This is a genomic window from Kribbella sp. WER1 (genome assembly GCF_054189145.1).
This window is the reverse complement of the sequence record NZ_CM135186.1, coordinates 4014620-4039907: the sequence shown is the minus strand read 5'-3', so window position 1 is coordinate 4039907 and position 25288 is coordinate 4014620. Positions and strand designations below refer to the sequence as shown.

Here is a 25288-nt window from a genome sequence, read left to right as displayed (position 1 = left end):
CGGCGACCGCGTCAGACGCAGCTACTGCATCGGCGCCACCACAAGCCCGAGTGGTCTTCACAAAGCCCGAGGGCCACCACAAGTCCGAGGGGGCTCCCAAGTCGGATGGGTCTCCGCAAGTCCGCGGGTCTCCACGAGCCCGAGGGGTCTCCACGAGCCCGAGGGGTCTCCACGAGCCCGGGAAGTCTCCACAAGCCCGAGAGGCCTTCACAAGCCCGAGGGTATGTGGCGGGAGGCCGGGTTTGTCGTGCCTTGTTCGAGCTGTTCAGTTCGCCCTTGAACCGGCGGCTGGCCGCGTCCCCTCCGCGGTCGGCCGCCACCTAAGGAGTCCTATGAGATGCCAGACGTACCGCGCTCCGTTAGGAGTCCTATGAGATTCCAGACGTACCTCGCTCCGTTGTCTCCCACCTCAGCCCGAAGAGTTACCAGGCGGCGAACGTCCCGAGCTGGCCGTGCCAACGCCGTCGACCGCAAGCTGTCTCGGTCGTGCGGTCCGGGGACGAGTCTGCTGTCCGTCGGTGGGCGCAGTCGGCGGCGGAGCGGGGTGAGGGGGCGGAAAGTGGTCGGTAGGAGAGTGGCCCGGGGCGGGCTGCGGACGAGTTGGCGGGAGCGTGGAGCTGTTACCGCTGAGATGGCGCTGGTGCTTCCGGTCCTGGTGGGCCTGTTGTTGTTGGGGATTTGGTCCATTGGGTTGGTTGTGATGAACATCCGGTGCATCGACGCTGCTCGGGACGTGGCTCGCGCGGTTGCCCGTGGGGAGTCCGTTGAGACTGCACAGGCGATTGGTCACCGTACGGTCCCTAGCGGGACGGTCACCATTACTCGCGAGGGGGCTGACATTCATGTGACTGTCGCCGTCAAACCTGCTCACAGTCCGCCGCTCCTCACGTTCATCACCCCCACTGAGCTCGCGGCGACGGCCATCCTTCAATCCGAGCCAGGCACACCATGACTTGCCCAGACAACCGGCGGCGTAGGGCGGCTCGAGGTGGTGGGCTTCGTTGTGGTGCGAAGCGGTCGGAGCGGGGGAGCGCGACGCTTCAGGTGTTGTTCTGCGGCGTGCTGCTGTTCGCGGTGTTTGCGGCGGTGATTCTCTGGTCGGCGATCTCGACTGCGCGTCACAAGGTGAGCGCGGCGGCGGATCTGGCTGCTCTCAGTGCTGCTCAGGTGCTGACCACGCCATCCGTTGGAGATGCTCGGCGGGGCAGCTACCTGCTCAGTAGCTCAGGACGGGCAGGTGCAGTCGCGCCGGGGAGTGAGGCCTGCAGAGTGGCGGGGCGGGTGGCTGGGGGGAATGGGGCTCGGTTGGTGGGGTGTGAGGTTGTTGGTGGGGTGGTCAGCGTTCAGGTTTCGGTGGAGGTGGATCTTCGGGTGGGGCGGGTGACGCTGGTGGGATGGGCGCGGGCGGGGCCGGTGTGAGGTTGTGGTGTCAGGCAAATGTTGCAGTGGGTTCTGGTGTGGTCGCGATCTGGTCGCAATCTGGTAGAGATGCCGCGTTGATGTGGACGGCGTATGCGGCAGCGTTCCATCATCGGGAACCGAGTACTGCTCATTTCCGGACGTACTTCCCCGGCGTCCGGACGGTTATCTCGGAGGCTCGTTTTGCCCGACACGATTCGGCTGCTGCTGGTCGATGACCAGATCCTCAGCCGAGGCCTGCTTCGTAGCGGTCTGGAGCGTGAGCGCGATCTGGAGATCGTTGCCGAGCTCAACCGTTCCGACGATGTCGTGGGTGCCGCGAAGCGGCATCGGGCGAACGTCGCGCTGGTCGATGCCGGCGGGCCGGGGAACGACAGCATCTCGGTCACCACGGATCTGCGGACCTCGATGCCGGAGTGCCGGGTCGTCATGCTGACCACGTACGGGCGTCCCGTGCATATGCGGCGCGGGCTGGATGCCGGGGCGAAAGGGTTCGCGTTGAAGGGGAGTCCGGCGCCGCAGTTGGCTGATGCGGTACGGCGGGTGCACCTGGGATTGCGGGTGGTTGACGCGAATCTCGCGGCGGAGAACCTGCGGTACTCGGAGACACCGTTGAACGAGGACGAGACGGACACGTTGCGTGCGGCGCGGGACGGTGGATCGGTGTCGTTGATGGCGCGGAAGCTGGACGTGTCGGAGCGAGTGGTGCGTACGCGGTTGTGGTCGGCGATCGGGAAGACGGGTGCTCGTACTCGATCGGATGCTGTGCAGGTGGCCGAGCAGAACGGGTGGTTGCTCGACTGATCCCGATCGCGGGGTGCAGGTACTCGCGTGCAGACTGGGGTGATGAAGAGCGAGCCGGGGCAGGTCATCGTCGTTGACGCCGCGAACGTGATCGGGGCGCGGCCGGACGGGTGGTGGCGGGATCGTGCTGGTGCTGCTCGGCGTCTGCTGACTCGTCTGTCCGCGTTCCAGGCGCAGTCTCCCGAGACTGCCGTGATCGTTGTGCTGGAAGGTGCTGCACGGCGAGCCGCTTCAGGCGATGACGCGCCCGATACCGGTGACCTCCGCGTGGTGCTGGCGTCCGGGTCCGGTGACGACACCATCGTCACGGTCACCGAGGAAGTTGCTGCGCAGGAGGCCCGCCCCACCATCACTGTCGTTACGGCCGACCGAGGTCTTCGCGCTCGGCTGACCCCAACCGGTGCAACCGCCGTCGGGCCCAACTGGCTCCTGTCTCAACTGGATGCCCTCTCCTGACAACAGTTAGCTGCAGGCGGAGAGGAGTTCGCCGGTGTGGGTGATCAGGAGGTGGGGGCCGGGGGTGGCTTTCAGGTGGGTTTCCGGCGAGTCGATGGGGCGGCGGGTGCCGTCGGGGGAGATGACGAGCGTGTTGGGGGCGCCCAGGGCGATCAGTTCGTCGTCGGCTCGGACGAGGACGGGGGCGTTGTAAGACCAGGAGAGCGCGGTTCGGCCTGCTCGGAGGGCTTCCAGGGTGGCGGTGGGGAGGTCGGTAGGGGATTCGGCGGAGGCGTCCACGGCGATCCAGGTGGTAGGGGTGCCGGGTGGGGTGAAGGACGTGGGGTTGTGCCAGTCGCTGCCGCCGATCGGGGTCGTGGACTGCAGGCCCCAGGCTTGCCACCAGGCGAAGGGGCCGCCCCAGGTGTGGTCGAGCCAGGACGAGTGCCAGATTTCGGCGAGCGGTGGGTGCTCGGGGAGCGGGTGGCGCCAGGAGCAGTCGCCGCCGAGGGGGTGGTTGATCGAGAGCAGGCCGCCGCGGGCGGCGACCTCGGAGACCCAGGTGGCGGCGGGACGGCGGAAGTCGATGAAGCCGATGTCGCCGAACGCGTTGGCGTGGCCGGTGTCGGTGGTGACTTCCTGGCCGGGGATCAGACCGATGCCGAAGCGGTCGCTGAGGGCGGGGAGTTCGGCGTGATGGGCGACCGTGTTGTGGTCGGTGACGGCGAGTACGTCGAGACCGGCCGCGACCCCGAGCGCCGCGAGGTTCGCGATCGGGGTGGAGCCGTCGGAGTGCAGCGAATGCGCGTGGAAGTCGCCGGCGATCCACTTCAACCCGGAGGAGGCGGGCAGCGTACGGCGCGGTGGACGCGGCGGTACTGCGATCGCGGCCGAAGCCTCGGCATACTCGGCCAGGCCGGGGATCTCGTCGACGGGACCAGTGACGGCCTCGACGAGGAGCTCGACGCCTTCGACGGGCAGCCGGTGCAGGCCGAGGACGACCGACCACGTACCGGGCTCGAGCTCACCCGGGATGTAGCCGGGCGTGGCGGCATCGGGGGTGATCGCGAACGTACGGCGCGCGCCGCCGGACCAACCGCGCCACCCGGCGGCGCCTTCGCAGCCGATGTCGATGACGGCGCCGTCGACCGGCGGGACCGTGAGCGTGACGAGCAGACCCGGGCAGCCCGGCGGGATGTCGACGGGCAGCGAGTGCCAGACGGATTCGGCGCGGTCGTCGAGGGTCCAGCGTCGGCGGTACGACGTGACGGCCATCAGCTAGTTCTCCAGATACAGGTCACGCGACGGTGGCGGGTTGACGGGCGAGGAGTTCGCCGGATTCGCGGTCGTACAGCAGCACCCGTGAGACGGGAGCTGTGAGTGTGACGGCGGCGCCGGCGGCGGGCTCATCCTCTTCGGGGACCGTGACGCCGACGAGCGTGCCGTCGCAGTCGACCGTGACAAGGGACTGGGTGCCGAGGTTCTCGGCGACCACGACGGTACCGCGGAGGGCGGGGCCGCTGACGTCACCGGTCGTGAGCGTGAGGTACTCGGGCCGGATGCCGACCGTCACCTCGGCGTCCGCCGGTGTCGAGAAGGTTGTCGCAGGCAACGAGCCGCCCGCGACCGCGACAACCCCGTCCGCAACAGAAGCAGCAGAACTGCCTGCCGTCACCTTCCCCGGCAGCAGGTTCATCGGAGTGGAACCGATGAAGTTGGCCACGAAGGTATTGGCCGGCCGGGCGAACACCTCCCGGGGCGAACCGAGTTGCCGGAGCTTCCCCGACTCCATCACGGCGATCCGGTCGGCCAGCGCCAAAGCCTCGGCCTGGTCATGCGTGACGAACACAGTAGTAATGCCCAGATCACGCTGCAGCTTCTTCAGGAACGTCCGAGCCTCCAACCGTAACCGCGCGTCGAGGTTCGACAGCGGTTCGTCGAGGAGCAGCACCTTGCCCTCGGACGCGATCGCGCGAGCCAGCGCGACCCGCTGCTGCTGCCCGCCGGACAGCTGGCCGGGTTTGCGTTCCAGCAGCCCGTCGAGGGACAGCTCACCGGCGGTACGAGAAGCGACGGACGCGCGGGTGGCCGCGGCGACCCGGCGTACCTTCAACGGGTACGTGATGTTTTCGGAGACGCTCATGTGGGGGAACAGCGCGTAGTCCTGGAAGACCATCGCGACGCCGCGCTTGCCGGGCTCCGTCCGGGTCACGTCGGCCGCGTCGATCCGGACCGTGCCCTCGCTCGCGGTCTCCAGGCCGGCGATCGTCCGGAGCAAGGTCGTCTTGCCGCACCCGGACGGGCCGAGCAGGGCGAAGAACTCGCCGTCGGCAACCTGCAGGTCGAGCCCGTCGACGGCGCGGACGCCGTTCGGGTAGACGGTTGCGAGGCCTTCGATGTCGATGCCCGCCATCAGCTCTTGATCCCTCCATGGAAACGGAACCCGTAACGCGAGTTCACCAGCAGGTACAGCACGACGACCGGAATCGAGAAGAGCAGCGAGAACACCGGCAGCACCTGCAGGTTCACGCTGCCGCCTTCGTCGGTGAGGGTCTGCATCAGCACCGCACCGGGCTGCTTGTCGATCGACCGGATGAGCAGGAAGGGCACCAGGAAGTTGCCCCAGGAGTTCACGAACGCCCAGACCATGATGGTCGCCAGCCCGGGCCGCGCGACCGGGAGTACGACGTCCCGCAGGATCTGCAGCGTGGACGCGCCGAACACCCGGGCCGACTCCTCGTACGACTTCGGTACCGCGTCGACGAAGTCCTTCAGGATGAAGATCGCCGCCGGCAGCAACCCGCCGGTCATCACCAGCGCGACGCCGAACCGGGAGTCGATCAGCCCGAGCTGGAACATCATCACGAAGATCGGCACCATCGCCGCCGTGCCGGTGACGACCGACGACAGCAGCAGCAACCCGTACAGCAACGCGTCCCGCCCAGGGATCCGTACCCGGGACAGCGCGTACGACGCCAGCGCGGCGAAGGCCGTGACGGCCACCGCGGTCGTGATGCAGATCAGCAGCGAGTTGACCATCGAGTGCATCGCGTACGGATGCGCGAGCGTCTTCCGGAAGTTCTCCAGCGTCCAGTCCGGCCAGTGCACCCCGAGACCGGGCGACGCGTCGAACGGCGCCGACGCGATCCACAGCATCGGTACGGCGAAGAACAGCGTGATCGCGCAGATGAGGACGTAGAAGCCGATCCGGCGCAGGACGAAAGCCGTCATGACCGCCTCCTCAGCAACCGCAGGTAGACCAATGAGACCAGGAGGTTCGCGAGCAGCAGCAGGAACGAGATCGCCGACGAGTACCCGAGCTCACCGCCCTGCAGCGCCACGTTGTAGATGTAGACCGGCACCGTCTCGGACGCGTGGTTCGGCCCGCCCTTGGTGAGCAGGAAGGGCGAGAAGTCGTTCGCCGTCCACAGCGAGATCAGCAGCGTGTTCGTGAGGACGTGCCCGCGGATGTGCGGGAATACCACGTCCCGCAGCGTCTGCCAGCCCGATGCGCCGACCATCCGCGCCGACTCGAGCTGCGACGGCGGTACGGCCTGCAACGCGGACGAGTAGAGCATCATCGAGAACGCCGTACCGCGCCAAGTGTTGAAGACCACGAGACACGCCATCGGGTAGTCGATCAGCCAGGCGGTCCCCGGCGTACCCAGCAGGCTGTTCAACGTCCCACCGTCGCGGTCGTAGAACGCGACCCACAGGTACGCGACCACCGTCGACGGCAGGATCCACGCGAGCAGCGTCAGGGCCTCGACGGTACGCCGGACCGCCGGCCGGGCGCGCCGCAGTACCCAGGCCAGCGTGAAGCCGAGGACGTTCTGCCCGATGATCGCGGAGCCGAGAACGAACAGCATCGTCAGCCACAGCGCGTTGTGGAACAGCGCGTCGTCCAGCGCGCGGGTGTAGTTCGACAGCCCGACCATCGACGGTGACACGGCCTCGACGCCGGTCAGCCGGTAGTTCGTGACGCCGATGTAGATCGTCCAGAGCGCGGGGAAGATCAGGAACGCGCCGATCAGCAGCAACGCCGGTGCGATGAACCCGAGCGCGCGGCCGACCCCGAGCCCCGCGACGTCCCGCGCAGGGCCTCGGCCCCGCGCGGGTGCGGTAACGGAAGTCATCAGTTACTGGTGACCTTGTCCTTGCCGCCGGCCGCCGCTTCGACGGCCTTCTGGTACGCCGCGGCCGCGTCGGCGGTGCTCTTGCCGCTGATCACGTCCGCGGTCGCCTGCTGCAGCGCGGCCGAGACCTTCGGGTACTCCGCGCGGCCCGGACGGTACTGCGTGACCGGCAGCACCTTGTCGGCGATGTAGCTCAGCATCGGGTCGCTCTTCAGTACTTCGCTGTTCACGTCGGACCGCTGCGTGATCTTGGCCGCGCCGTCCAGCGACTCCTTCACCATGTCGGCGGAGTTCATGAACTGCAGGAACTCCCACGCCTGCTGCGGGTATTTCGTGTTCGGGTTGATCACGGTCGCGCCGCCGCCGGACATCGAGACGAAGTCCTGGCCCTTCACGCCGGCGCCCGGCTTCATCGCCGGGATCATCGCCCAGCCGACCGCGCTGTCCCGGTCGGCCATCTTGGCGACGCCCTCCTTGGGTTCGACCACGCTGCGCCAGAAGTAGTCGCTCTCCAGCAGGATGCCGATCTTGTTCGCGGCGAACTCGGCGAACGACTTGTCCCGGCCCTTGGCCTCCTTCTGCAGCACCGGGTCGCCGAGACCCGTGGAGTAGACCTGGTGGTAGAAGTCGAGCACCTGCCGCAGCTGCGAGGTGTTGCCGAGCCACTTGCCGTCGGCGTTCACCGAGGTGCCGGTGCCGACCAGCAGCGGCAGCACGCCCTGCATGGTGGTCGCCTCGCCCATCGCGGTGCCGCCGTTGATCTGGATCGGCGTGACGCCGGCGATCTTCTTCAGCGCCTGGCCCGCGGAGATGATGTCGTCCCACGACTTCGGCTGCCAGTCGGCGGGCAGCCCGGCCTGCTGGAACAGCTTCTTGTTGAAGTACAGCACCCGGCCGTCGGTGCCGCCGGGTACGCCGTACCGCTGGCCGTTGTAGCTGCCGAGGGCCTGGACCGCTTCCGGGATCTGCTGCCAGCCGTCCCAGTCGTTGACCTTGGCGGCGTCGCCGACGGTGTCGGTGAGGGGCTTGATGTAGTTGGCCTGGGCGAACTCGCCGACCCAGATGCCGTCGATCTGGAACAGGTCCGGTCCGGACTTGTTCGACAGGTCGAGGGACAGCTTCTGCTTGTAGACCTCGTCGTCGGAGCCGTCACCCTGGAACTTGACGGTGACGTCGACGCCCTTGCCCTTCTGCTCGGCGACGAACTTCGGGATCAGTACGTCGGAGATGAAGGTGGCGCCGGCGCTGCTCTTGCCGCCCTTGACCGAGTTCGAGCCGAAGGTCAGCTCGACCTTCTTGGCGTCGGCGTTCCGGTTCGCGTCCTGGCCGCCGCTGCTGCCGGAGCCGGAGGACCCCAGGCATCCGGTGAGCAGGGCGAGGGCCGCGGCGCCGAGGACGCCGGCGGTCGTGAACCGCGAGAGTGATCGCATCAGGGCTCCTTGCAAAGTGGTCCAGCGGGGCGTGCCGGTCAAACATTGGCATCATCGGGCGACTATGTGAAGACTTTTTCCCAACCCCGTGGCGAACGTTTGCCAAGCGCAACCAACAGCGAACTGTCAAGCCGGGATCCCACGGCACGGATTGCGGAAGAGTTAAAGATGACTCAAGGTTCTGTGGCAACCGGTAGTTGCCTAGATACACAGGGTGATCGAGGGAGCTACATTCTTGCCGTTCGCTTCAGTGGATCGGAGGTGAAAGACGTGAGACTTCTCCACGGAGTTGCTTGCCTGGTCGATGAACTGCTGGGTTGCTACTGCTGGTGGTGACGACCGGGGCGGTGACGACACCGGGCTCCCGCTGACGCGCAAGCAGCGGGGTATCCGGACTCGATCCCCGAGCATCGCCCGAACACACAAAAGAAACGGCCGGCCCCGACGATTGCCGGGGCCGGCCGTCTTCTCGTTGGCTCGGGGGCCAGTGCGATCAGCTCTGGGCCAGTTGCATCATCTGCTTCGGTAGCGTGGTCATCTGCGCCGGGATCGGTACCTGTGGCCGCAACAGCGACAAGAGGCTGGCGGCTGCGCCTGCGATCGGCAGCGGCAGCGCCAGGCCCAGTGACGCGAGCAGCGCGTTCACCAGCGCCAGGACGGCGCCCAGGATGTCCAGGCTCGGGACCGGGAGACCCGCCCAGGCCTCGATCGGAGTGCCTGCGACGCTCATGCTGCCGGTCGGTTGTGCCTGCTTGGCCTTCCCCTTGCCAAGCAGCGAGGTCAGGGCGAGGCCGCTGGCCGCGTTCACGAACGTGCCGGAGCCCTCGTCGTAGTTCCACTTCTGCCCGTCGCCGCTACGGCAGGGCAGGACCAGCAGTGGCGCTGCGGCCGGCACCTTCGCCAGGTCCGCTCCGCTGTCCAGGCAGGCTCCGGTCGTAGCAAGGGCGCCACCGACGCTCTTGCTCATCGCGACCTGCAGCTGGCCGGACTCGGTGTAGATCCACTCCTGGGTCTTGCCCTCCTTGCCCGGGGCACACGCCATCATGACCGCCATCGGGACCTTGTCGGCCGCGACGAACGTCAGGCAGTAGCGGGTGTCGGACCGGGTGGCGATCTGCTGGGCCACGCCCACCGTGACGCCCGGAGCCGTGGAACCGCGGGGTGCCGGGTTCGCGGCCTGGGCTGGTATGGCCGTGGCGATGGCGACGCTGACCGCGAGCACCACAACGCCGGTGCGGCTGAACAGCTTTCGGATGATCAAGACAACCTCCAGAGGTCGTGCTATCTCACGGCGTCAGGTCGTCGGGACCCCGTGGCGCGAGCCGGTATGCCGGCAGTGACTCAGCGCGACGTTGACGCCACAACAAGTAATGCACAGGACCGGGCGTGGAGGTTATGCCGATTTCCGGAAACTTGATGCCAATGGCAACTAACTGCCAAGGGAAAGTCGTTGCATAAGGCATCGGAATCGATTCGGTGGGTCGCCGAGCGGCCATCGAGAGCCTGCTGAGATGTTACAGCAATACAAGCGCTTTCCCGTTACTCTTCATGCCTTCGGCAACGAACTGGGATCCTGCGGCTGCTGGTCCGCGGCAGGCTTCTCCTCGAGCTCCGGTGGGACGTCGTCGTCGCGCTCCGTGGGCAGCTCCGGAGCGTCGTCACCGTGGGTGACCTGGGCGCGGAGGTCGCGCATCTCCTTGCGACGGCGTAGATCCCGGCCGAGGCCCTTCTTCAGCAACCACAGCCCGGCCATCAGCGCGGCGCCGGCGATCGCGCCGAGGAAGAAGACGGTGGTCACCGACATCCCGAAGTGGACGCCGAAGACCTCCAGCTTGGTCGCGGTGCCGGACGACACCGAGACGCCGAGTCCGAACAGCACCGCGAGCGCGATCAGGACGATTCCGAGAACGGCCATGGCGACCCGCCTCTCTGCCGGTCTACGCCGGCTCACTGCTCAGTAATGCCGAGAGCAACGCCACCGCGCCGCTCTTGTCGAGTGGGTTGTTCTGGTTCCCACACTTGGGCGACTGTACGCAGGACGGGCATCCATCCGTGCACTCACAGTGTGCAATCGCATCGCGTGTCGCGGTCAACCACTCGCGCGCCGCGGCGTACCCGTGTTCGGCGAAGCCGGCGCCGCCCGGGTGGCCGTCGTACACGAAGACCGTCAGCCGGCCGGTGTCGGCGTGCTTGGCGGTGGAGACGCCGCCGATGTCCCAGCGGTCGCAGGTGGCGAACAGCGGGAGCAGCCCGATCGACGCGTGCTCGGCCGCGTGCGCCGCGCCCGGTACGTCGGCCAGCCCGAGCGACTCGACGACGCCGTCGGGCACCGTCCACCAGACCGCCTTGGTCCGCAGCGTCCGCTCCGGCAGGTCCAGCGGCTGTTCGTCGAGTACGTCGCCGGTCGCGATCAGCTTGCGCTGGTACGAGATCACCTGGCTGGTCACCTGGACCCAGCCGCGGGACAGTTCCGCCGTACCCCAGTGGCAGGTCTCCTCGGAGGCGAGGATGCCGATCTCGGTGACGTCGCGGGCGAAGGTCGTGTAGTCCGGTGATGCCTGCTCGACGATCGCGGCGTGCCCTTCGAGGTCCAGCGAGCGCACCAGGTACGACTCGCCGGCGTGGACGTAGACGGCGCCCTCGTGGACCGAGGAGTGCGCCGAGCCGCCGTCGACGGTCCCGAGCAGCCGGCCGGTCCGGTCCTCGACGATCTGCACGGTCTTGCCGCCGGCCGAACGGATGTCGATCGCGTCGACGGCCCGCTCCCGCCGGGTCCAGAACCACCCGTGCGGCCGCTCGCGCAGTGCCCCCTGCCGGACCAGTTGGGCGATGACGGACTCCGTAGTACTGCCGAAGACCTCGTAGTCGTCCGTCGTCAGCGGGATCTCCTGGGCTGCCGCGCACAGCTGCGGACCCAGGACGTACGGGTTCTCCGGGTTGAACACCGTGGCCTCGACAGGGCGTCCGAAGATCGCGGCCGGGTGCCGCACGAGGTACGTGTCCAGCGGGTCGTCCCGCGCGATCAGCAACGCCACCGCGTCCCCACCGGCCCGCCCGGCACGTCCTGCCTGTTGCCAGAGCGACGCGCGCGTCCCGGGCCAGCCGGACAGCAGTACTGCGTCCAGACCGGCAATGTCGATGCCCAGCTCAAGAGCGTTCGTCGCGGCGACACCGGTGAGCTCCCCGCTCTGCAGCATCCCCTCGAGCCGACGGCGTTCCTCCGGCAGGTATCCGGCCCGGTACGCCGACACCTGTTCGGTCAGCGCAGGATCGACCTCGGCCAGGTTCTCCCGGGCCGTCATCGCCACCGCCTCGGCTCCGCGACGTGAACGGACAAAGGCGACAGTACGGACGCCTGTGACGACCAGGTCCGTCAACAGGTCGGCCACCTCGGCTGTTGCGGACCGTCGTACCGGCGCACCGTTCTCACCGTGTAAAGACGTCAGTGGCGGCTCCCAGAGACCAAAGGCGACCCCGCCGCGGGGAGAGCCGTCCGCAACGACCTCCTGCATCGGGAGCCCCGTCAGGCGTTCTCCGGAGAGCGCGGGCTCGGCCACGGTCGCGGACGCGCAGATGAAGATCGGGTGCGCGCCGTACTGCGCACACACCCGTCGCAGTCGACGCAGTACGCCGGCCACGTGAGCGCCGAAGACCCCGCGGTAGTGGTGGCACTCGTCGACGACGACGTACTGCAGGCAGCCGAGGAACCGCGCCCAGCGTTGGTGGTTCGGCAGGACCGAACGGTGCAGCATGTCCGGATTACTGAGCACGTACGTCGCGTGGTCGCGCGCCCAGTCCCGCTCGGTCCGCTCGGAGTCGCCGTCCAGCGTCGTGGCGCGCAGCCCGGGCACGGTGTACGACGAGACCGCCCGGAGCTGGTCGTGCGCCAGGGCCTTGGTCGGCGACAGGTACAGCACCGAGGCCGTCCGGCGGTGCGGTGACGCGGCCTGCGCGATGCTCAACGTGGCAAAGGCGGGCAGCAGGTACCCGAGGGACTTGCCCGAGGCCGTCCCGGTCGCCACCACCACGTGCTTCCCGGCGTACGCCGCCTCGGCCGTCGCGACCTGGTGCGTCCACGGCGCCGTGATGCCGGCGTCGCGTAGCTGGGTCAGGACCTCGTCCGGGACCCAGCGCGGCCAGTCGCAGGTCTGCCCGAGCCGAGGCGGGACGGATTCGACGTGGGTCAACCGGTCGTCGCGCCCGGCGGCCAGCCGTTTCAGGACAACCGCCGCCTCACCACCTGCACGCATACAGGGAGACTAGTCGCCGCCACGGACAGCTGCTCGCTGAGTGTGAGCTGAGAATGCACGTTCCGATGCACGCGGCTTTTTCCGGAGGGGAATCGACTTCCCCGGGCCGAGATGAAAGAGTTTTCGGCAACGGGTCTACTCACGGTCCGTACATGGTTGAATGCAGCAGTTCACGGGATCGGAGGCCGAAGTGGATCTGTCGCTGACCGCGCGCGCCGAGGGCGGGCGGACCGTCATCGAGGTCGCGGGGGAGATCGACGTCTACACCGCACCGAAGCTCCGCGAGAAGATCGCAGCGCTCGTCGACGAAGGGATCGTGGATCTCGTCATCGACCTGGAACGCGTGGAGTTCTTGGACTCCACGGGTCTCGGGGTGCTCGTCGGCGGACTGAAACGGGTGCGCACCCACGACGGATCCCTGTCCCTGGTCTGTACCCAGGAACGGTTGCTGAAGATCTTCCGGATCACCGGCCTGACCAAGGTCTTCGACATCCACCCGGACGTCGCCTCGGCGATCTGATCAAGCGAAAACGTAACTCCGGTACTACGTTGTGTGACGGTCACGCTCGGGTTTCGGCACGGGGCTTGCCGTTTCGGCCCGGTATGGCGTAGACCACCCTGTCACCAGGTCTGGTTCGGAACCCGTTAGAGTAACCCACCGCGCCAGTCCCCTGGCGCTGTGTCGTATTTCCCCAACCCTTCGGTTGCGGCAGACGGGGGCCGTCAAGCCCGGATGGGTTGCCTACAAGGAGGACGGATGTCCGCGCTGCTTGCTGCACAAGCGGTGGATCTTTCGTCGAGCAACACCACACTGGTGATCGTCGTCGGAGTGATCGCGATCCTCGCGGTCGCCATTGCGATGGTCTTCCGGGGCCAGGTGCTTGCCGCGAACGATGGCACCGAGAACATGAAGACGATCGCCGCCGCGGTCCAGGAAGGCGCATCCGCCTACCTGAACCGGCAGTTCCGGACGCTGTCGATCTTCGCCGTGGTCGCGTTCCTGCTGCTGTTCCTGCTGCCGGCGCACACCGACGGCGGGAACCAGACCACGCTGAAGATCTTCCGATCGGTCTTCTTCCTCGTCGGTGCGGGCTTCTCGGCCCTGATCGGCTACCTGGGCATGTGGCTCGCGACGCGCGCCAACGTCCGGGTCGCCGCGGCCGCCCGGGACGAGGGCCGGGACCCGGCGATGCGGGTCGCGTTCCGGACCGGTGGCACCGTGGGTATGGCGACCGTGGGCCTCGGCCTGTTCGGCGCCGCGCTCGTCGTACTGATCTTCAAAGGTGACGCCCCGACGGTGCTCGAGGGCTTCGGCTTCGGCGCCGCGATGCTCGCGATGTTCATGCGGGTCGGCGGCGGTATCTTCACCAAGGCTGCCGACGTCGGCGCCGACCTGGTCGGCAAGGTCGAGCAGAACATTCCCGAGGACGACCCGCGGAACGCCGCGACGATCGCCGACAACGTCGGTGACAACGTCGGCGACTGCGCCGGTATGGCGGCCGACCTGTTCGAGTCGTACGCCGTGATGCTGGTGGCCTCGCTGATCCTGGGCAAGGCCGCGTTCGGCGAGCAGGGCCTGATCTTCCCGCTGATCGTGCCGGCCATCGGCGCCGTCACCGCGGTCGTCGGTGTCTTCCTGACCCGTCCGCGGACCGGTGAGAACGGGCTGCGCACGATCAACCGCGCGTTCTACATCTCCGCGGTCATCTCCGCCGTGCTCTGTGCGGTGGCGGCGTTCGTCTACCTGCCGGCCAGCTTCAAGGACCTGACCGGCGCGGCCGGTACGTCGATCGCGAACAACAGCGGCGACCCGCGGCTGATCGCGACCGTCTCGGTGATCATCGGCATCGTGCTGGCGGCGGTCATCCTGGCGCTGACCGGTTACTTCACCGGCACCGAGGACAAGCCGGTCAAGGACGTCGGCAAGACCTCGCTGACCGGTGCCGCGACCGTGATCCTGTCCGGTATCTCGGTCGGCTTCGAGTCCGCCGTCTACACCGCCGTGGTGATCGCGGCGGCCGTGTACGGCGCGTTCCTGGTCGGCGGTTCCGGCATCGTGGCGCTGTTCGCGATCGCGCTGGCCGGTTGCGGTCTGCTGACCACGGTCGGCGTGATCGTCGCGATGGACACCTTCGGTCCGGTCTCCGACAACGCGCAGGGCATCGCCGAGATGTCCGGTGACGTGGACGGCGAGGCGGCCCAGATCCTGACCGAGCTGGACGCCGTCGGCAACACCACGAAGGCGATCACCAAGGGCATCGCGATCGCGACCGCCGTACTGGCCGCGACCGCGCTGTTCGGGTCGTTCACGGACGCGATCCGGTCCGCGCTGGCCGACAACTACGCGAAGTTCGAGGCGGACGCCCTGGTGTTCAACCCGGGCACGCTGGTCGGCCTGATCCTCGGTGCCGCGGTCGTGTTCATGTTCTCCGGTCTGGCGATCAACGCCGTCGGCCGCGCCGCCGGTGCGGTCGTCTACGAGGTCCGCCGGCAGTTCCGCGACATCCCCGGGATCATGGAGGGGACGGGCAAGCCGGAGTACGGCAAGGTCGTCGACATCTGCACCCGGGACTCGCTGCGGGAGCTGGCCACTCCGGGTCTGCTCGCGCTCACCGCACCGATCGCGGTCGGCTTCGGTCTCGGCGCCCCGGCGCTGGCCGGCTACCTGGCCGGTGCGATCGGCGCCGGCACCCTGATGGCGGTCTTCCTGGCCAACTCCGGTGGTGCCTGGGACAACGCCAAGAAGCTGGTCGAGGACGGCAACCACGGTGGCAAGGGTTCGCCCGCGCACGAGGCCACAATCATCGGTGACACCGTCGGTGACCCGTTCAAGGACACCGCCGGCCCGGCCATCAACCCGCTGATCAAGGTGATGAACCTGGTCTCGGTGCTGATCGCCCCGGCGATCGTCGGGATGTCGAAGATCGGCGACAACCCGAACACCGCGCTGCGGATCGTCATCGCGGTCGTCGCGGTGATCATCCTGGCCGCCGCGGTGTACGTCTCCAAGCGTCGCGAGTCGGTCATCTCCGACACGCCCGCGGAGGCGAAGGCAGCCGCCTGACGTAGGCAACTCCGCGCAACGGCCCGCCGGTCCAGTACCGGCGGGCCGTTCCGTTTCTCTGGACCCGGCACACCCGCCCCGATTACTGTCGTCGTACGACGGATTGCGGGAGGTAGGGGTGCGACGACTGCCGGCCGTGCTGCTGCTCGTACTGGTCGGGCTGCTGGTCACCACGCAGCCGGCGACCGCGGCGACGGCGCAGCCGGATCCGACGTACCTGAACACCGCGCATCAGCTCAACCTGACCATCATCGAGGCCGCGCACGCGGCGACCACGTCCGCGAAGACGTCGTGTGTCCGGAAGGCCGGCGCGCAGCTGGAGAGCGACCACCGCAAGCTCGCGGCGCAGGAGCTCGACGTCGCCACCCGGCTCAGCATCGTGCTGCTGACGGTGCCGTCGCTGGCCCAGCGCCAGCAGCTCGACGCGCTCGCCGCGAAGGCCGGCAAGCCGGGGTACGACGCCGCGTGGATGGCGTTGCAGCGCCAGCAGCTGCAGAAGTACCTGGCGCTGGTGAACGGCGATCTGCCGAAGAACGCGTCGCCGGCTGTGGAGTCCGTGGCCAACGCGGCCAAGCCCGTGATCGAGATGAACCTGCGGATGGTGGCGGGGCCGTGCAAGGCCGCGACCGGGCGCCCGGTGGTCCCGACCGGCGACGGCGGGCAGCACGCCGACGCGCAGCAGGTACGGACCCGGCGCGCGCTGATCCTGATCGGTCTCGGTGCGGTGCTGCTGCTGATCGGTAAGTCGATCTCGTTCCGCCGGCGGTTGGCCGGCATCGCCGCGCTCGGCGCCGGGCTGGTGATGATGTTCGGCGGGCAGCCCGCGAACAGCGGCAAGGTCCCGGACGCGAGCGCCACGCTGTCCGAGCGGGAGGCCGCCGTACCGCCGGTCAAGCTCAAGCTGCCCGGGTACCTGGAGGCCACGGTCCGGCCGGTCGCGACCGGTGGGGACGGGCAGCTCCAGGTGCCGAAGACGGCCGACGTCGGCTGGTGGGCCGCGGGCGCGGCGCCCGGTGCTGCCGGTGGCACCGTACTGCTCGCTGGGCACGTCGACACGGCGCAGGGGCTCGGGGTGTTCGCGCCGCTGTCCGGGGTACCGGTCGGCGCGAAGGTGGCGGTGACGGCCGGGGACGGCGACGTGCACTGGTACCGGATCGTGGCGCGCCGGACGTACAAGCAGGATGCGCTGCCGTCCGACCTGTTCCGCGGCGCCGTGAAGCCGCGGCTGGCGCTGGTGACCTGTACCGGCGCGTACGACCACAAGGCGCGGCGGTACAGCGACAACCTGGTGCTGTACGGCGTACCGATGGACTGAAGTACGCCCGGCCGTCGACTTTCGGCTGATGCGTTCACCCCCGGGATGGGGGATCGTCGGGGTCGTGGTCAGGGTTTCAACCGATGGCAGGCGCCGCCGGGGTGACGGCAGAATCAACCCACGGGTGGACACACCGGATCCGCCCGGGGTCCGATGCCTTGCACCGCCTGGACCTCGATACTGATGTCATCACGACACGTCCCGACCGCCCGGGAACGGTACGCACGCCACCGAACGAGGAGTACGGCGATGATCGAGGCAAAAGGCCTCACCAAGCGATACGGCGAGACAGTTGCCGTTGACAACCTGTCTTTCGAGATCAAGTCCGGTAAGGTGACCGGCTTCCTCGGTCCGAACGGTGCCGGCAAGTCCACCACGATGCGGATGATCCTCGGACTCGACACCCCGACGTCCGGCGTGGTCACGATCGACGGCCAGCGGTACCGCGACCTGAAGCGGCCGCTGACCAAGGTCGGCGCGCTGCTGGACGCGAAGTGGGTGCACCCGAACCGCTCGGCGCGCGCCCACCTGGCCTGGATGGCGGCGTCGAACAAGCTGCCGAAGTCCTCGGTGGACAAGGCCGTCGACCTGGTCGGCCTGGCCGGCGTCGCGAACAAGCGGGCCGGTACCTTCTCGCTGGGTATGTCGCAGCGGCTCGGGATCGCCGGCGCGCTGCTCGGCGACCCGGAGGTGCTGCTCTTCGACGAGCCGGTGAACGGCCTCGACCCGGAGGGCATCGTCTGGATCCGGACCTTCATGCACCGGCTGGCCGACGAGGGCCGGACCGTGCTGGTCTCCAGCCACCTGCTGTCCGAGATGGCGCTGACCGCCGAGGAACTGGTCGTCATCGGCCGCGGCAAGCTGATCGCGCAGAGCAGCACCCAGGAGTTCGTCGACCGCGCCAGCGGTACGACGGTGAAGGTCCGGACGCCGCAGCTCGATCAGCTGGCCGGCATCCTGAACGATCAGCAGCTGAAGACCCGGATCGAGGACGTCGAGAACGAGGGCAAGGTGCTCTTCGTCGAGGGCGACCTGAAGACCGACCAGATCGGCGAGACGGCCGCCGTGCACGGCATCGTGCTGCACGAGCTGAGCCTGCAGCGCGGTTCGCTGGAGCAGGCCTTCATGCGGATGACGGGCGATTCCGTCGAGTACCACGCGTCGGAGGACATCGCCGCCGTCACGCACCTGGACGCGCCGTCCGGCGCCGAGGTGGCCGCGGGTCCGAAGGAGGACAACTGACATGTCGGTCATCAACGTAGAGCGGATCAAGCTCTTCTCCACCCGCTCGCCGTGGTGGTGCATGGTGGTCGCGGCCGCGGTGACGCTCGGGCTCTCCGCGCTGGCGACCGGGTTCCTCAAGGGGGCCGACGAGGCGCGGGCGACGATCTTCATCACCCAGGGCGGTACGTCGATCAGCCAGATGGTGATGATGGTGATGGCAGCCCTCGCGGTCACCACGGAGTACCGCTTCGGCACCATCCGGACCAGCTTCCAGGCCGTCCCGCAGCGCGCGCAGCTGCTGCTCGGCAAGACCCTCGTGGTCGCCACCCTGGCCGGCCTGATCGGCGAGATCGCGGCCTTCGGCGGCTGGGGGATCGGCAAGCTGCTGGCCAGCGGCGCCGACCTGTCGATCAACACCGGCGCCGAGTGGCGGATGCTCGCCGGGCGCGGGCTCGAGTTCTTCCTGTCCGCGGTGATCGCGGTCGCGGTGGCGATCCTGCTCCGGCACACCGCCGGTGCGATCGCGCTGCTGATCCTGTGGCCGCTGGCGGTCGAGCAGCTGTTCAGCCTGATCCCGAAGGTCGGCGACGACATGACCAAGTGGTCGCCGTTCCAGAACGCCAGCAGCTTCATCGCCCAGGGCAACGACGGTGGCCTGGCCGGCAGTGTCGGGGAAGCCAGCAACTATGCGCTCGGACCATGGATGTCGCTGCTGTACTTCGCCGGCTGGGCGGTGCTGCTGATGGCGATCGCCCTCTTCACGGCCAGCAAGCGCGACGCGTGACAAGTCCACCCCGGTCGGAGGTTGAGGGGCCCTGACCGGGGCGCGGGGCCCGGCCGGGCTGAGGGGTCCTGGCCGCGAACGGCCCGTGGTACATCCGGGAAACCGGGTGCACCACGGGCCGTTTCCCTTGCCCCCGGCGACCGCATAGCGTGCCGCGCATGACCGATTGGGCGCAGGTGCGCGAGGACGGGTTCGCCGTACCCGAAGGGCGGGCGGTGCCGGAGTTGGTGGCCGAGCTGGTGGCGATGTTGCGGTCGCCGGATCCCGTCGTCCGGGACCGGCAGGCGTACTCGACGCTGGCGACCTGGATCGGCCGTGGGGTGCTGTCCGAGCCGGAGTTGCGCGCGCTCGGGGACGAGCTGGTGCCGCGGTTCGGGGATCCGGAGATCCAGGCGCGGACGTTCGTACCGTTGATTCTGGACTCGATCGTGTCGGCCGGCGTCTTCGAGCCTGGGTGGGTGCCGCCGTTCGAGCGGTGGTACGTCGGGGAGCGGGACCTGCGGGGGTACGACGAGAAGCTCGGCTGGCTGCATGCGGTGGCGCACGGGGCGGACCTGCTCGGGGCGCTCGGGCAGCATCCGGCGGTGGAGCCGGTGCAGATGCTGCGGCTCGGGATCGGGCGGCTGTTGACGCCGACGTCGTACGTGTTCCGGGACATGGAGGACGACCGGCTCGGGTACGCGCTTGCCGCGACGCTGACCCGGGCGGACCTCACCGGGAACGACGTGACCGACTGGCTGGACCCGGCGGCGCGGGTGCTGTCGAACCCGCCGGTCGAGGGGATCACCCCCGAGGTGACGAACGTGGTCCGGACCTTGCGGGTGCTGTACGTGTTCGCGGATCACGGACTCCGGATCGGCGATGCGAAGAAACTCACACCGATCCCGCAGCGCGAGCAGCTCAAGGCCCGGCTCGCCGACGTCCTGCGGATCCTCACGCCGTACTGGCTCTGAGGCATCCGACTTTCGGCTGGTTTTTCCCTGAATCCTCCCCGAGACACGGCATGTCGCCGTCCAGGGCGGCGTACAGGTGGTGTCAGGTGGCAGTGGAACCTCGGTCCATGACAAGGTTCTCTGCTGGTACGCCACGGCCCCCTCCCGTGGTGGTGCCAACGCCACTACCGGAGTAGTGCCAACACCATCAGATCTGGTCCCTGACGACGTTAACTTTGAGCCACAAAGCCGTTCGGGGGCGCAGTCGAGAGAGGGCGCGTAGAAGTCATGGTTGCGACATACCTGAAGCGTTGGGTCGGCAACCGGATCCTCAACAGGGCCACCCGGAAGGGCGGTCTGGACCTGTCGAAGATGCGGATGTTCCCCGACTCGGTCTCGATGCCGCTGCGCCGGCACGGCCTGGATCCGGTGCCCGAGCTGGCCGCCGTCCGGGAGACCGAGCCGGTGCACAAGCTGGCCCATCTGTTCGGGCTGAACATCTGGGTCGTGAGCGGACATGCCGAGGCGAAGTACGTGCTCTCCAACGAGGAGGACTACAGCCACGACATCCGCCCGCTGGTCGGATCCGATCCGAACAAGCCGTCCGAGGGGATCGGCGGCCTCGGGTTCACCGACCCGCCGGACCACACCCGGCTGCGCAAGCTGCTGACTCCCGAGTTCACCAAGCGCAAGCTGGCCCGGCTGGAGCCGGCGATCGAGAAGATCGTCAACGACCAGCTGGACCAGATGGACGCCAAGGGCCCGGTCGCCGACATCGTCGCGGACTTCGCGTTCAACGTGCCGTTCCTGCTGATCGCGGACCTGCTCGGGGTCGAGGAGCAGGACCGGGACCGGTTTCGGGCCCTCGGTCCGGCCCGGTTCGACATGTCCGGTGGTGGGATCGGGCTGTTCGGGTCGGCGTCGGAGTCGCGCGAGTTCCTGTTCGAGATCGTCCGCAAGCAGCGCGCGAACCCTGGCGACGGGCTGATCGGGTCGATCATCCGCGACAAGGGCGACAACATCGACGACGTCGAGCTGGGCGGGCTCGCGGACGGGGTGTTCCTCGGCGGGTACGAGACGTCGGCCAGCATGCTTGCGCTCGGCACGCTGGTGCTGCTCCGCGACCCGCGGAACTTCGAGCGGATCCGGAACGAGCCGGGCGCGGTCGACGTGATCGTCGAGGAGCTGCTGCGGTACCTGACCGTGGTCCAGGTGGCGTTCCCGCGGTTCGCGCGGCACGACCACGAGCTGTTCGGGCACCAGGTGAAGAAGGGCGACCTGGTCGCGGTGTCGCTGTCCGGCGCGGACCGGGACAAGGGCATCTTCGGGGACGACGCCGAGGACTTCTACCCCAAGCGCACGGTGTCGTCCGCGCATCTCGCGTTCGGGCACGGCATGCACCGCTGCGTCGGCGCCGAGCTGGCCCGGATGGAGCTGCGCGCCGCGTTCACCGCGCTCGCGCACCGGTTCCCCGACCTCGCGCTCGCCGTACCGGAAGAGCAGCTCCGGTTCCGGGACTTCTCGCTGGTGTACGGCGTCGACACGCTGCCGGTCCAGCTGCACGCCGCGGCCGGTACCGAACAAGCCGCCGGGTAGCCGGTGACGAGCGGGGGATACGCCGCGGGGCTGCCGCGCAAACGTGCGGTGGCCGGGGTGCTGTTCCGGTCCGCGGACGGACGGGTGCTCCTGGTCGAGCCGTCGTACAAGCCGAACTGGGAGATCCCGGGCGGGGTCGTCGAGGCCGACGAGGCGCCGTGGGCCGGGGCCGTCCGGGAGCTGGACGAGGAGCTCAGGACGGACCGGCCGGTGGGGCGGCTGCTGGTCGTCGACCACGTGCGCGGGTACGACGGCCGGCCGGACGGGATGATCTTCGTCTTCGACGGCGGGGTGCTGGCGGACGCCGACGTGGCCGGGTTCGTGTTCCGCGACGGGGAGATCCTGTCCGCCGGGCTGTACACGCTCGAGCAGGCCCATGGGCTCGGCAAACCGATGCTCGCGGAGCGCCTGACGGCGGCGCTCGCGGCCGTCCGTGAGGGTTCGGTCGTGCTCTGCGAGGACGGCGTACGAATCTCCTGACAACGTTTCGGCGGTCCCACTGCGTCTCGGTGGGCGTCGGGACGGGGCTGCGAAGGGATTCGGCATGGAATCGGAGTTCGAGGCGTTCGCCGTGGCGCGGCAGGGGGCTTTGTTCCGCTACGCGTACCTGCTCGTCGGCGACCGCGGGTACGCCGAGGATCTGCTGCAGGAGGCGCTGACCAAGACGTTCATGCGCTGGCACCGGCTGCGGGACTCCGCGAACGCCGAGGCCTACACGCGCCGGGTGATCACCAACACGGCGTTCAGCTGGTTCCGCCGGAAGGGCTGGGCCGAGAAGCCGCGGGACGACGTACCGCCGCTGCCGCACACCGACGACACCACGACCCGGCTGTGGCTGCGCGCCGAGCTCCGGAAGCTGCCGCCGCGGCAGCGTGCCGTGCTCGTGCTGCGGTACTTCGAGGACCTCAGTCTCGCCGAGACCGCGCGGATCCTCGGGTGCAGCGAGGGCACCGTGAAGAGCCAGGGCGCCCGGGCACTCGCCCGGCTGCGCACCACCCTCGGGCCGGAACAGACGCTGATCATCGAAGAGGTGGTGCTGTGATGAACACCCTGCTCAAGGACGCTTTCACCGAGGAAGCCGCGGAGGCGGGCGAGCCGAACCTGGATCTCGGCGCGATCGTCGGCAACGGTCGCCGGCGGGTACGGCGGCGCCGGATCACGACCGCGGTCGCCGCGGTGCTCGCGGTGGCGGCTGTCGCCGGCGGAGCAACCGCAGTCCGGCAACTCACCAGTTCGGAACCAGTGGTGCAGCCGGCCGGCGCGTTCGCGGAGATCCGCGCGACCTGGGCCGTCGGGAAAGTCATCCACTACGGCGGCACGACGTACGAGTCACCGGTCGCGATCGTGTCCTTCGTACAGACCACTGCCGGCTTCGTGGTGACCGGGGCGGACGGGGTGGTGTACGCGATCCGTGCGCACGAGCCGGCGAAGGCGATCGGCCGTGGCGACAAGGCTCAGCGGCTGGCCGCGGGCGGTTCGATCGTGGGGTGGGTCGACCAGCACGCTCCGACGGCCGAGTTCGTGCTGTACGACGTGGCCGCCGGCCGCGAGCTGATCCGTACCGCTGACAAGCCCGGCAAGGGCGCGATCAACTCCGAGCCGCTGCACGTGGTCGCGATCGACGGCGGTACGGCGTACCTCGCGGCCTCGGACGGTCTCCGCAGGCTGGAAGTCGGCACCGGGCACGACGAGCTGATCAAACCCGGCGCGCGGACGAGCTTCCTGCAGGCCGCGGCCGGGGGCCAGCTCGTCTGGGAGCACCCGGCCGCTGTGGCCGGCATCGACCTGGCTGTTGACCCGAACGTGAACGCCTCGGCGCCCCGTACCTTCCTCGGCTGGAGTGCGAACCTGTCGCCGGCTGGCCGGTACCTGCTGACCGACAAAGCGGACGAGGTCCGCATGTTCGACGTCGGCCCGGGCAAGCAGCTGCCGTTGAAGTTCCCGGGGTACACGCTGATCGTGCCGACGCAGTGGTCCAGCGACAACGTCTTCTATGCGGTCGGTTACCGCTCGGCCGAGAGTGACCCGGTAGACCTCCTGACCTGCTCGGTCGAGTCCCTGAGCTGCGCGGTGGCGGTCCCGGGGATCGCGTCGTCGAGCAGCCTGCCGTCGGCGTTCCAGCTCCCCATCGGCCGGTCGATGGACAGCTGATCCGGCTCGCCGCGACCCGGTGGTGCCGCGACACGCAGTACGGTGGGTGTGGCACTAAGTGGCCGTTGGCGGGTTCGGGCCGTGACAGGACGTCGATGGCGTGGTCACAATGGGCGGTCCGGCCCGAGAGGCGGGTGTCGGATCAGGGAAGGGCCGTCGGCGGGTATGGGGAATGGCGAGATGGCGGCGGGGGATCCGCTGACCGTCCGGATCGCCGCCGCGATGACCGCGGCTCAGTCCGGTGGGCAGGCCAGCGCCGCGGCCGAGATCGAGGCGATCCGGGCCGAGCTGGGCGGGGTGCCGAGCTACCCGCTGGCGGCCGCGGAGTACGTCCGCGGCGTGACCGCACACCACGCGAGCGACGCCGACGAGGCGCTGCGGGCGGTGGACGCGCTGATCGAGGTGGCCCGCGCGATCGACGAGCCCGGGTGGGAGGCGAACGCGCTCCCGATCCGGATCATCAACCTGGCCCGCAGCGGCCGCGGCGGCGACACCGTGAACGACCTGGTCGCGGCCGAGGCGGCGCTGTCCCGGACCAGGGACGCCGGGCTGATCGCCTGGGCGCACACCGGCCTCGGGTACGCGTACGACGTACTGCGGCTGTTCGAGCTGTGTATCCCGCACTACGAGCTCGCGACCCAGCTGGACGACGACGTGTTCGAGCTGGCCGAGTCGCTGGCGATCGACCGGCTGAACCTCGCGGAAACCTATCTGCGCTGGGCACACGAACTCGAGCGGCTCGGCGATCCCTTGTACACAACGGAGATCGCGGAGCGGCTGGCGTCCGCGGCCTACTGGGCCCGCGAGGCCGAGCGGGTGATCGTCGACGACGAGAGCCAGGAGTTCTGGAAGCTCAGCGCCCGGTTGTGGCTGGCCGCGGCCGCCACCGCGCAGGACCCGGCGCAGGCGGTCGCCGAGCTGACCGAGCTCCGCGACGAGATCAGCAAGCTCGGCGAGACCGAGCGGCTGGCGATCGCCGGCGCCTATCTGGCCAGGGCGTTGCGCGCGAACGGCCAGGCCGAGGAGGCGAAAGCGGCCGCGGACCGGGCCGCCGCGGACCTGATTCCGTTGGCCGACCCAGCGACTCACATCCTGGTCCTGCAGACCCGTTCGGAGATCGACGCGCTCGACGGTACGCCGGGATCCGTTGCGGGGCTGGCCTACGCGCGATCGGTCGCGCGCGGCTGGTGGAAGGAGCGGCAGCGGGCGCTGAACGCCGTACGGCATGCCCTGGCCGCGCACGATCTGCCGGCCCGGCACGATGCCGAGTGGCACGCGGCGCGGCAGGATCCGCTGACCGGCGTGGGAAACCGGCGGGCGCTCGACGAACGGCTGACCGCGGCCCGGGACTCCGGCCGGGCGGTCACGCTGCTGGCCATCGACGTCGACGACCTGAAGGTCGTGAACGACAGCTTCGGGCACGCCAGCGGCGACGAATTGCTGCAGGTTGTTGCAAATCTGCTGGTAGAACAGGCGCGCGCGACCGATGCCGTGATTCGATCGGGAGGCGACGAGTTTTTCGTGGTGCTCGACCAGCCCGACGCCAAGGGCGGCGCGCAGCTGGCCGAGCGGATCCGGGTCGCGGTCCGGGCGATCGCGGCCACTACGGAGAAGCCGTGGTTGCGCCGGCTCGGGCTGAGCCTCGGATACGCGGCGACCGCCGAAGGGCTCGGCGTCGAACAGCTGATCCGCCGGGCGGACCAACGGCTGTACGAGGACAAACACCGGAACGCGTGAGATCGGGGGGT

At 68.8% G+C, this 25288-nt stretch carries 23 protein-coding genes; 15 read left to right on the top strand and 8 right to left on the bottom strand.

From position 1 onward, the window contains the following. The first annotated feature begins 337 nt into the window (after positions 1–337). From ACXJJ3_RS19395 to ACXJJ3_RS19380, 4 genes are all read left to right on the top strand, one after another. Positions 338–952, top strand: coding sequence for a TadE family type IV pilus minor pilin (locus tag ACXJJ3_RS19395; protein WP_458171610.1), 615 nt, complete (start codon positions 338–340; stop codon positions 950–952). Then, positions 949–1419 (top strand): pilus assembly protein TadG-related protein, encoded by a 471-nt coding sequence (locus tag ACXJJ3_RS19390; protein WP_458171609.1) that lies wholly within the window; start codon positions 949–951, stop codon positions 1417–1419. Before ACXJJ3_RS19395 ends, ACXJJ3_RS19390 begins: the two co-directional genes overlap by 4 nt. A 183-nt stretch (positions 1420–1602) precedes the next feature. Next, positions 1603–2223, top strand: coding sequence for a response regulator (locus tag ACXJJ3_RS19385; RefSeq protein ID WP_458171608.1), 621 nt, complete (start codon positions 1603–1605; stop codon positions 2221–2223). A 42-nt stretch (positions 2224–2265) separates the two neighbouring features. Next, positions 2266–2679, top strand: coding sequence for an NYN domain-containing protein (locus tag ACXJJ3_RS19380; protein WP_458171607.1), 414 nt, complete (start codon positions 2266–2268; stop codon positions 2677–2679). Between the two features lie 6 nt (positions 2680–2685). Here ACXJJ3_RS19380 and ACXJJ3_RS19375 read toward each other — a convergent pair whose 3' ends face one another. The 8 genes from ACXJJ3_RS19375 to ACXJJ3_RS19340 all read right to left on the bottom strand — a co-directional run bounded on the left by ACXJJ3_RS19375 (position 2686) and on the right by ACXJJ3_RS19340 (position 12474). Beyond that, positions 2686–3933, bottom strand: coding sequence for a CehA/McbA family metallohydrolase (locus ACXJJ3_RS19375; protein ID WP_458171606.1), 1248 nt, complete (start codon positions 3931–3933; stop codon positions 2686–2688). Positions 3934–3955: 22 nt separating this feature from the next. Beyond that, on the bottom strand, positions 3956–5071 hold the full coding sequence (locus ACXJJ3_RS19370; protein ID WP_458171605.1) for an ABC transporter ATP-binding protein: 1116 nt from the start codon (positions 5069–5071) through the stop codon (positions 3956–3958). After that, complete coding sequence (locus ACXJJ3_RS19365; RefSeq protein ID WP_458171604.1) at positions 5071–5889, bottom strand: carbohydrate ABC transporter permease; 819 nt, start codon at positions 5887–5889, stop codon at positions 5071–5073. The genes ACXJJ3_RS19370 and ACXJJ3_RS19365 overlap by 1 nt, the downstream gene beginning before the upstream one ends. After that, on the bottom strand, positions 5886–6794 hold the full coding sequence (locus ACXJJ3_RS19360; protein ID WP_458171603.1) for a carbohydrate ABC transporter permease: 909 nt from the start codon (positions 6792–6794) through the stop codon (positions 5886–5888). Before ACXJJ3_RS19360 ends, ACXJJ3_RS19365 begins: the two co-directional genes overlap by 4 nt. Beyond that, positions 6794–8224, bottom strand: a complete 1431-nt coding sequence (locus tag ACXJJ3_RS19355; protein WP_458171602.1) for an extracellular solute-binding protein — start codon at positions 8222–8224, stop codon at positions 6794–6796. Before ACXJJ3_RS19355 ends, ACXJJ3_RS19360 begins: the two co-directional genes overlap by 1 nt. 493 nt (positions 8225–8717) lie before the next feature. Further along, complete coding sequence (locus tag ACXJJ3_RS19350) at positions 8718–9485, bottom strand: hypothetical protein (protein ID WP_458171601.1); 768 nt, start codon at positions 9483–9485, stop codon at positions 8718–8720. Between the two features lie 285 nt (positions 9486–9770). Beyond that, positions 9771–10139: a hypothetical protein gene (locus tag ACXJJ3_RS19345; RefSeq protein WP_458171600.1), complete on the bottom strand. Its 369-nt coding sequence runs from the start codon at positions 10137–10139 to the stop codon at positions 9771–9773. Positions 10140–10161: 22 nt separating this feature from the next. Then, positions 10162–12474 (bottom strand): DEAD/DEAH box helicase, encoded by a 2313-nt coding sequence (locus ACXJJ3_RS19340; RefSeq protein WP_458171599.1) that lies wholly within the window; start codon positions 12472–12474, stop codon positions 10162–10164. Between the two features lie 160 nt (positions 12475–12634). Here ACXJJ3_RS19340 and ACXJJ3_RS19335 point away from each other — a divergent pair, with 160 nt between their 5' ends. The 11 genes from ACXJJ3_RS19335 (at position 12635) to ACXJJ3_RS19285 (ending at position 25277) form a co-directional block, all read left to right on the top strand. Continuing rightward, on the top strand, positions 12635–12994 hold the full coding sequence (locus ACXJJ3_RS19335) for an STAS domain-containing protein (protein ID WP_458171598.1): 360 nt from the start codon (positions 12635–12637) through the stop codon (positions 12992–12994). Positions 12995–13231: 237 nt separating this feature from the next. Continuing rightward, positions 13232–15538: a sodium-translocating pyrophosphatase gene (locus ACXJJ3_RS19330; protein WP_458171597.1), complete on the top strand. Its 2307-nt coding sequence runs from the start codon at positions 13232–13234 to the stop codon at positions 15536–15538. 118 nt (positions 15539–15656) lie between these two features. Beyond that, positions 15657–16853, top strand: a complete 1197-nt coding sequence (locus ACXJJ3_RS19325) for a DUF4142 domain-containing protein (protein WP_458171596.1) — start codon at positions 15657–15659, stop codon at positions 16851–16853. Positions 16854–17102: 249 nt separating this feature from the next. Further along, the gene (locus tag ACXJJ3_RS19320) at positions 17103–18095 is read left to right on the top strand and encodes an ABC transporter ATP-binding protein (RefSeq protein ID WP_458171595.1); all 993 of its coding nucleotides are present in this window, start codon (positions 17103–17105) and stop codon (positions 18093–18095) included. A 1-nt stretch (position 18096) separates the two neighbouring features. Beyond that, positions 18097–18861, top strand: coding sequence for a hypothetical protein (locus ACXJJ3_RS19315; protein WP_458171594.1), 765 nt, complete (start codon positions 18097–18099; stop codon positions 18859–18861). 158 nt (positions 18862–19019) lie between these two features. Beyond that, the gene (locus ACXJJ3_RS19310) at positions 19020–19814 is read left to right on the top strand and encodes a DUF2785 domain-containing protein (RefSeq protein ID WP_458171593.1); all 795 of its coding nucleotides are present in this window, start codon (positions 19020–19022) and stop codon (positions 19812–19814) included. 267 nt (positions 19815–20081) lie between these two features. Next, on the top strand, positions 20082–21389 hold the full coding sequence (locus ACXJJ3_RS19305; protein ID WP_458171592.1) for a cytochrome P450: 1308 nt from the start codon (positions 20082–20084) through the stop codon (positions 21387–21389). A 3-nt stretch (positions 21390–21392) separates the two neighbouring features. Beyond that, complete coding sequence (locus ACXJJ3_RS19300) at positions 21393–21869, top strand: NUDIX domain-containing protein (RefSeq protein WP_458171591.1); 477 nt, start codon at positions 21393–21395, stop codon at positions 21867–21869. 64 nt (positions 21870–21933) lie between these two features. Next, on the top strand, positions 21934–22431 hold the full coding sequence (locus tag ACXJJ3_RS19295; protein ID WP_458171590.1) for a SigE family RNA polymerase sigma factor: 498 nt from the start codon (positions 21934–21936) through the stop codon (positions 22429–22431). Continuing rightward, a complete protein-coding gene (locus ACXJJ3_RS19290; RefSeq protein ID WP_458171589.1) occupies positions 22431–23540 on the top strand; it encodes a hypothetical protein in 1110 nt (369 codons plus the stop codon). The genes ACXJJ3_RS19295 and ACXJJ3_RS19290 overlap by 1 nt, the downstream gene beginning before the upstream one ends. A 165-nt stretch (positions 23541–23705) precedes the next feature. Further along, positions 23706–25277: a diguanylate cyclase domain-containing protein gene (locus ACXJJ3_RS19285; protein WP_458171588.1), complete on the top strand. Its 1572-nt coding sequence runs from the start codon at positions 23706–23708 to the stop codon at positions 25275–25277. Positions 25278–25288 lie beyond the last annotated feature (11 nt).

Coding starts and splice junctions, on each gene's coding strand:
- ACXJJ3_RS19395 (WP_458171610.1), top strand. CDS start 338: ATGCCAGACGTACCGCGCTCCGTTAGGAGTCCTATGAGATTCCAGACG.
- ACXJJ3_RS19390 (WP_458171609.1), top strand. CDS start 949: ATGACTTGCCCAGACAACCGGCGGCGTAGGGCGGCTCGAGGTGGTGGG.
- ACXJJ3_RS19380 (WP_458171607.1), top strand. CDS start 2,266: ATGAAGAGCGAGCCGGGGCAGGTCATCGTCGTTGACGCCGCGAACGTG.
- ACXJJ3_RS19375 (WP_458171606.1), bottom strand. CDS start 3,933: ATGGCCGTCACGTCGTACCGCCGACGCTGGACCCTCGACGACCGCGCC.
- ACXJJ3_RS19370 (WP_458171605.1), bottom strand. CDS start 5,071: ATGGCGGGCATCGACATCGAAGGCCTCGCAACCGTCTACCCGAACGGC.
- ACXJJ3_RS19365 (WP_458171604.1), bottom strand. CDS start 5,889: ATGACGGCTTTCGTCCTGCGCCGGATCGGCTTCTACGTCCTCATCTGC.
- ACXJJ3_RS19360 (WP_458171603.1), bottom strand. CDS start 6,794: ATGACTTCCGTTACCGCACCCGCGCGGGGCCGAGGCCCTGCGCGGGAC.
- ACXJJ3_RS19355 (WP_458171602.1), bottom strand. CDS start 8,224: ATGCGATCACTCTCGCGGTTCACGACCGCCGGCGTCCTCGGCGCCGCG.
- ACXJJ3_RS19345 (WP_458171600.1), bottom strand. CDS start 10,139: ATGGCCGTTCTCGGAATCGTCCTGATCGCGCTCGCGGTGCTGTTCGGA.
- ACXJJ3_RS19340 (WP_458171599.1), bottom strand. CDS start 12,474: ATGCGTGCAGGTGGTGAGGCGGCGGTTGTCCTGAAACGGCTGGCCGCC.
- ACXJJ3_RS19335 (WP_458171598.1), top strand. CDS start 12,635: ATGCAGCAGTTCACGGGATCGGAGGCCGAAGTGGATCTGTCGCTGACC.
- ACXJJ3_RS19330 (WP_458171597.1), top strand. CDS start 13,232: ATGTCCGCGCTGCTTGCTGCACAAGCGGTGGATCTTTCGTCGAGCAAC.
- ACXJJ3_RS19320 (WP_458171595.1), top strand. CDS start 17,103: ATGATCGAGGCAAAAGGCCTCACCAAGCGATACGGCGAGACAGTTGCC.
- ACXJJ3_RS19315 (WP_458171594.1), top strand. CDS start 18,097: ATGTCGGTCATCAACGTAGAGCGGATCAAGCTCTTCTCCACCCGCTCG.
- ACXJJ3_RS19310 (WP_458171593.1), top strand. CDS start 19,020: ATGACCGATTGGGCGCAGGTGCGCGAGGACGGGTTCGCCGTACCCGAA.
- ACXJJ3_RS19305 (WP_458171592.1), top strand. CDS start 20,082: ATGGTTGCGACATACCTGAAGCGTTGGGTCGGCAACCGGATCCTCAAC.
- ACXJJ3_RS19295 (WP_458171590.1), top strand. CDS start 21,934: ATGGAATCGGAGTTCGAGGCGTTCGCCGTGGCGCGGCAGGGGGCTTTG.
- ACXJJ3_RS19290 (WP_458171589.1), top strand. CDS start 22,431: ATGAACACCCTGCTCAAGGACGCTTTCACCGAGGAAGCCGCGGAGGCG.
- ACXJJ3_RS19285 (WP_458171588.1), top strand. CDS start 23,706: ATGGGGAATGGCGAGATGGCGGCGGGGGATCCGCTGACCGTCCGGATC.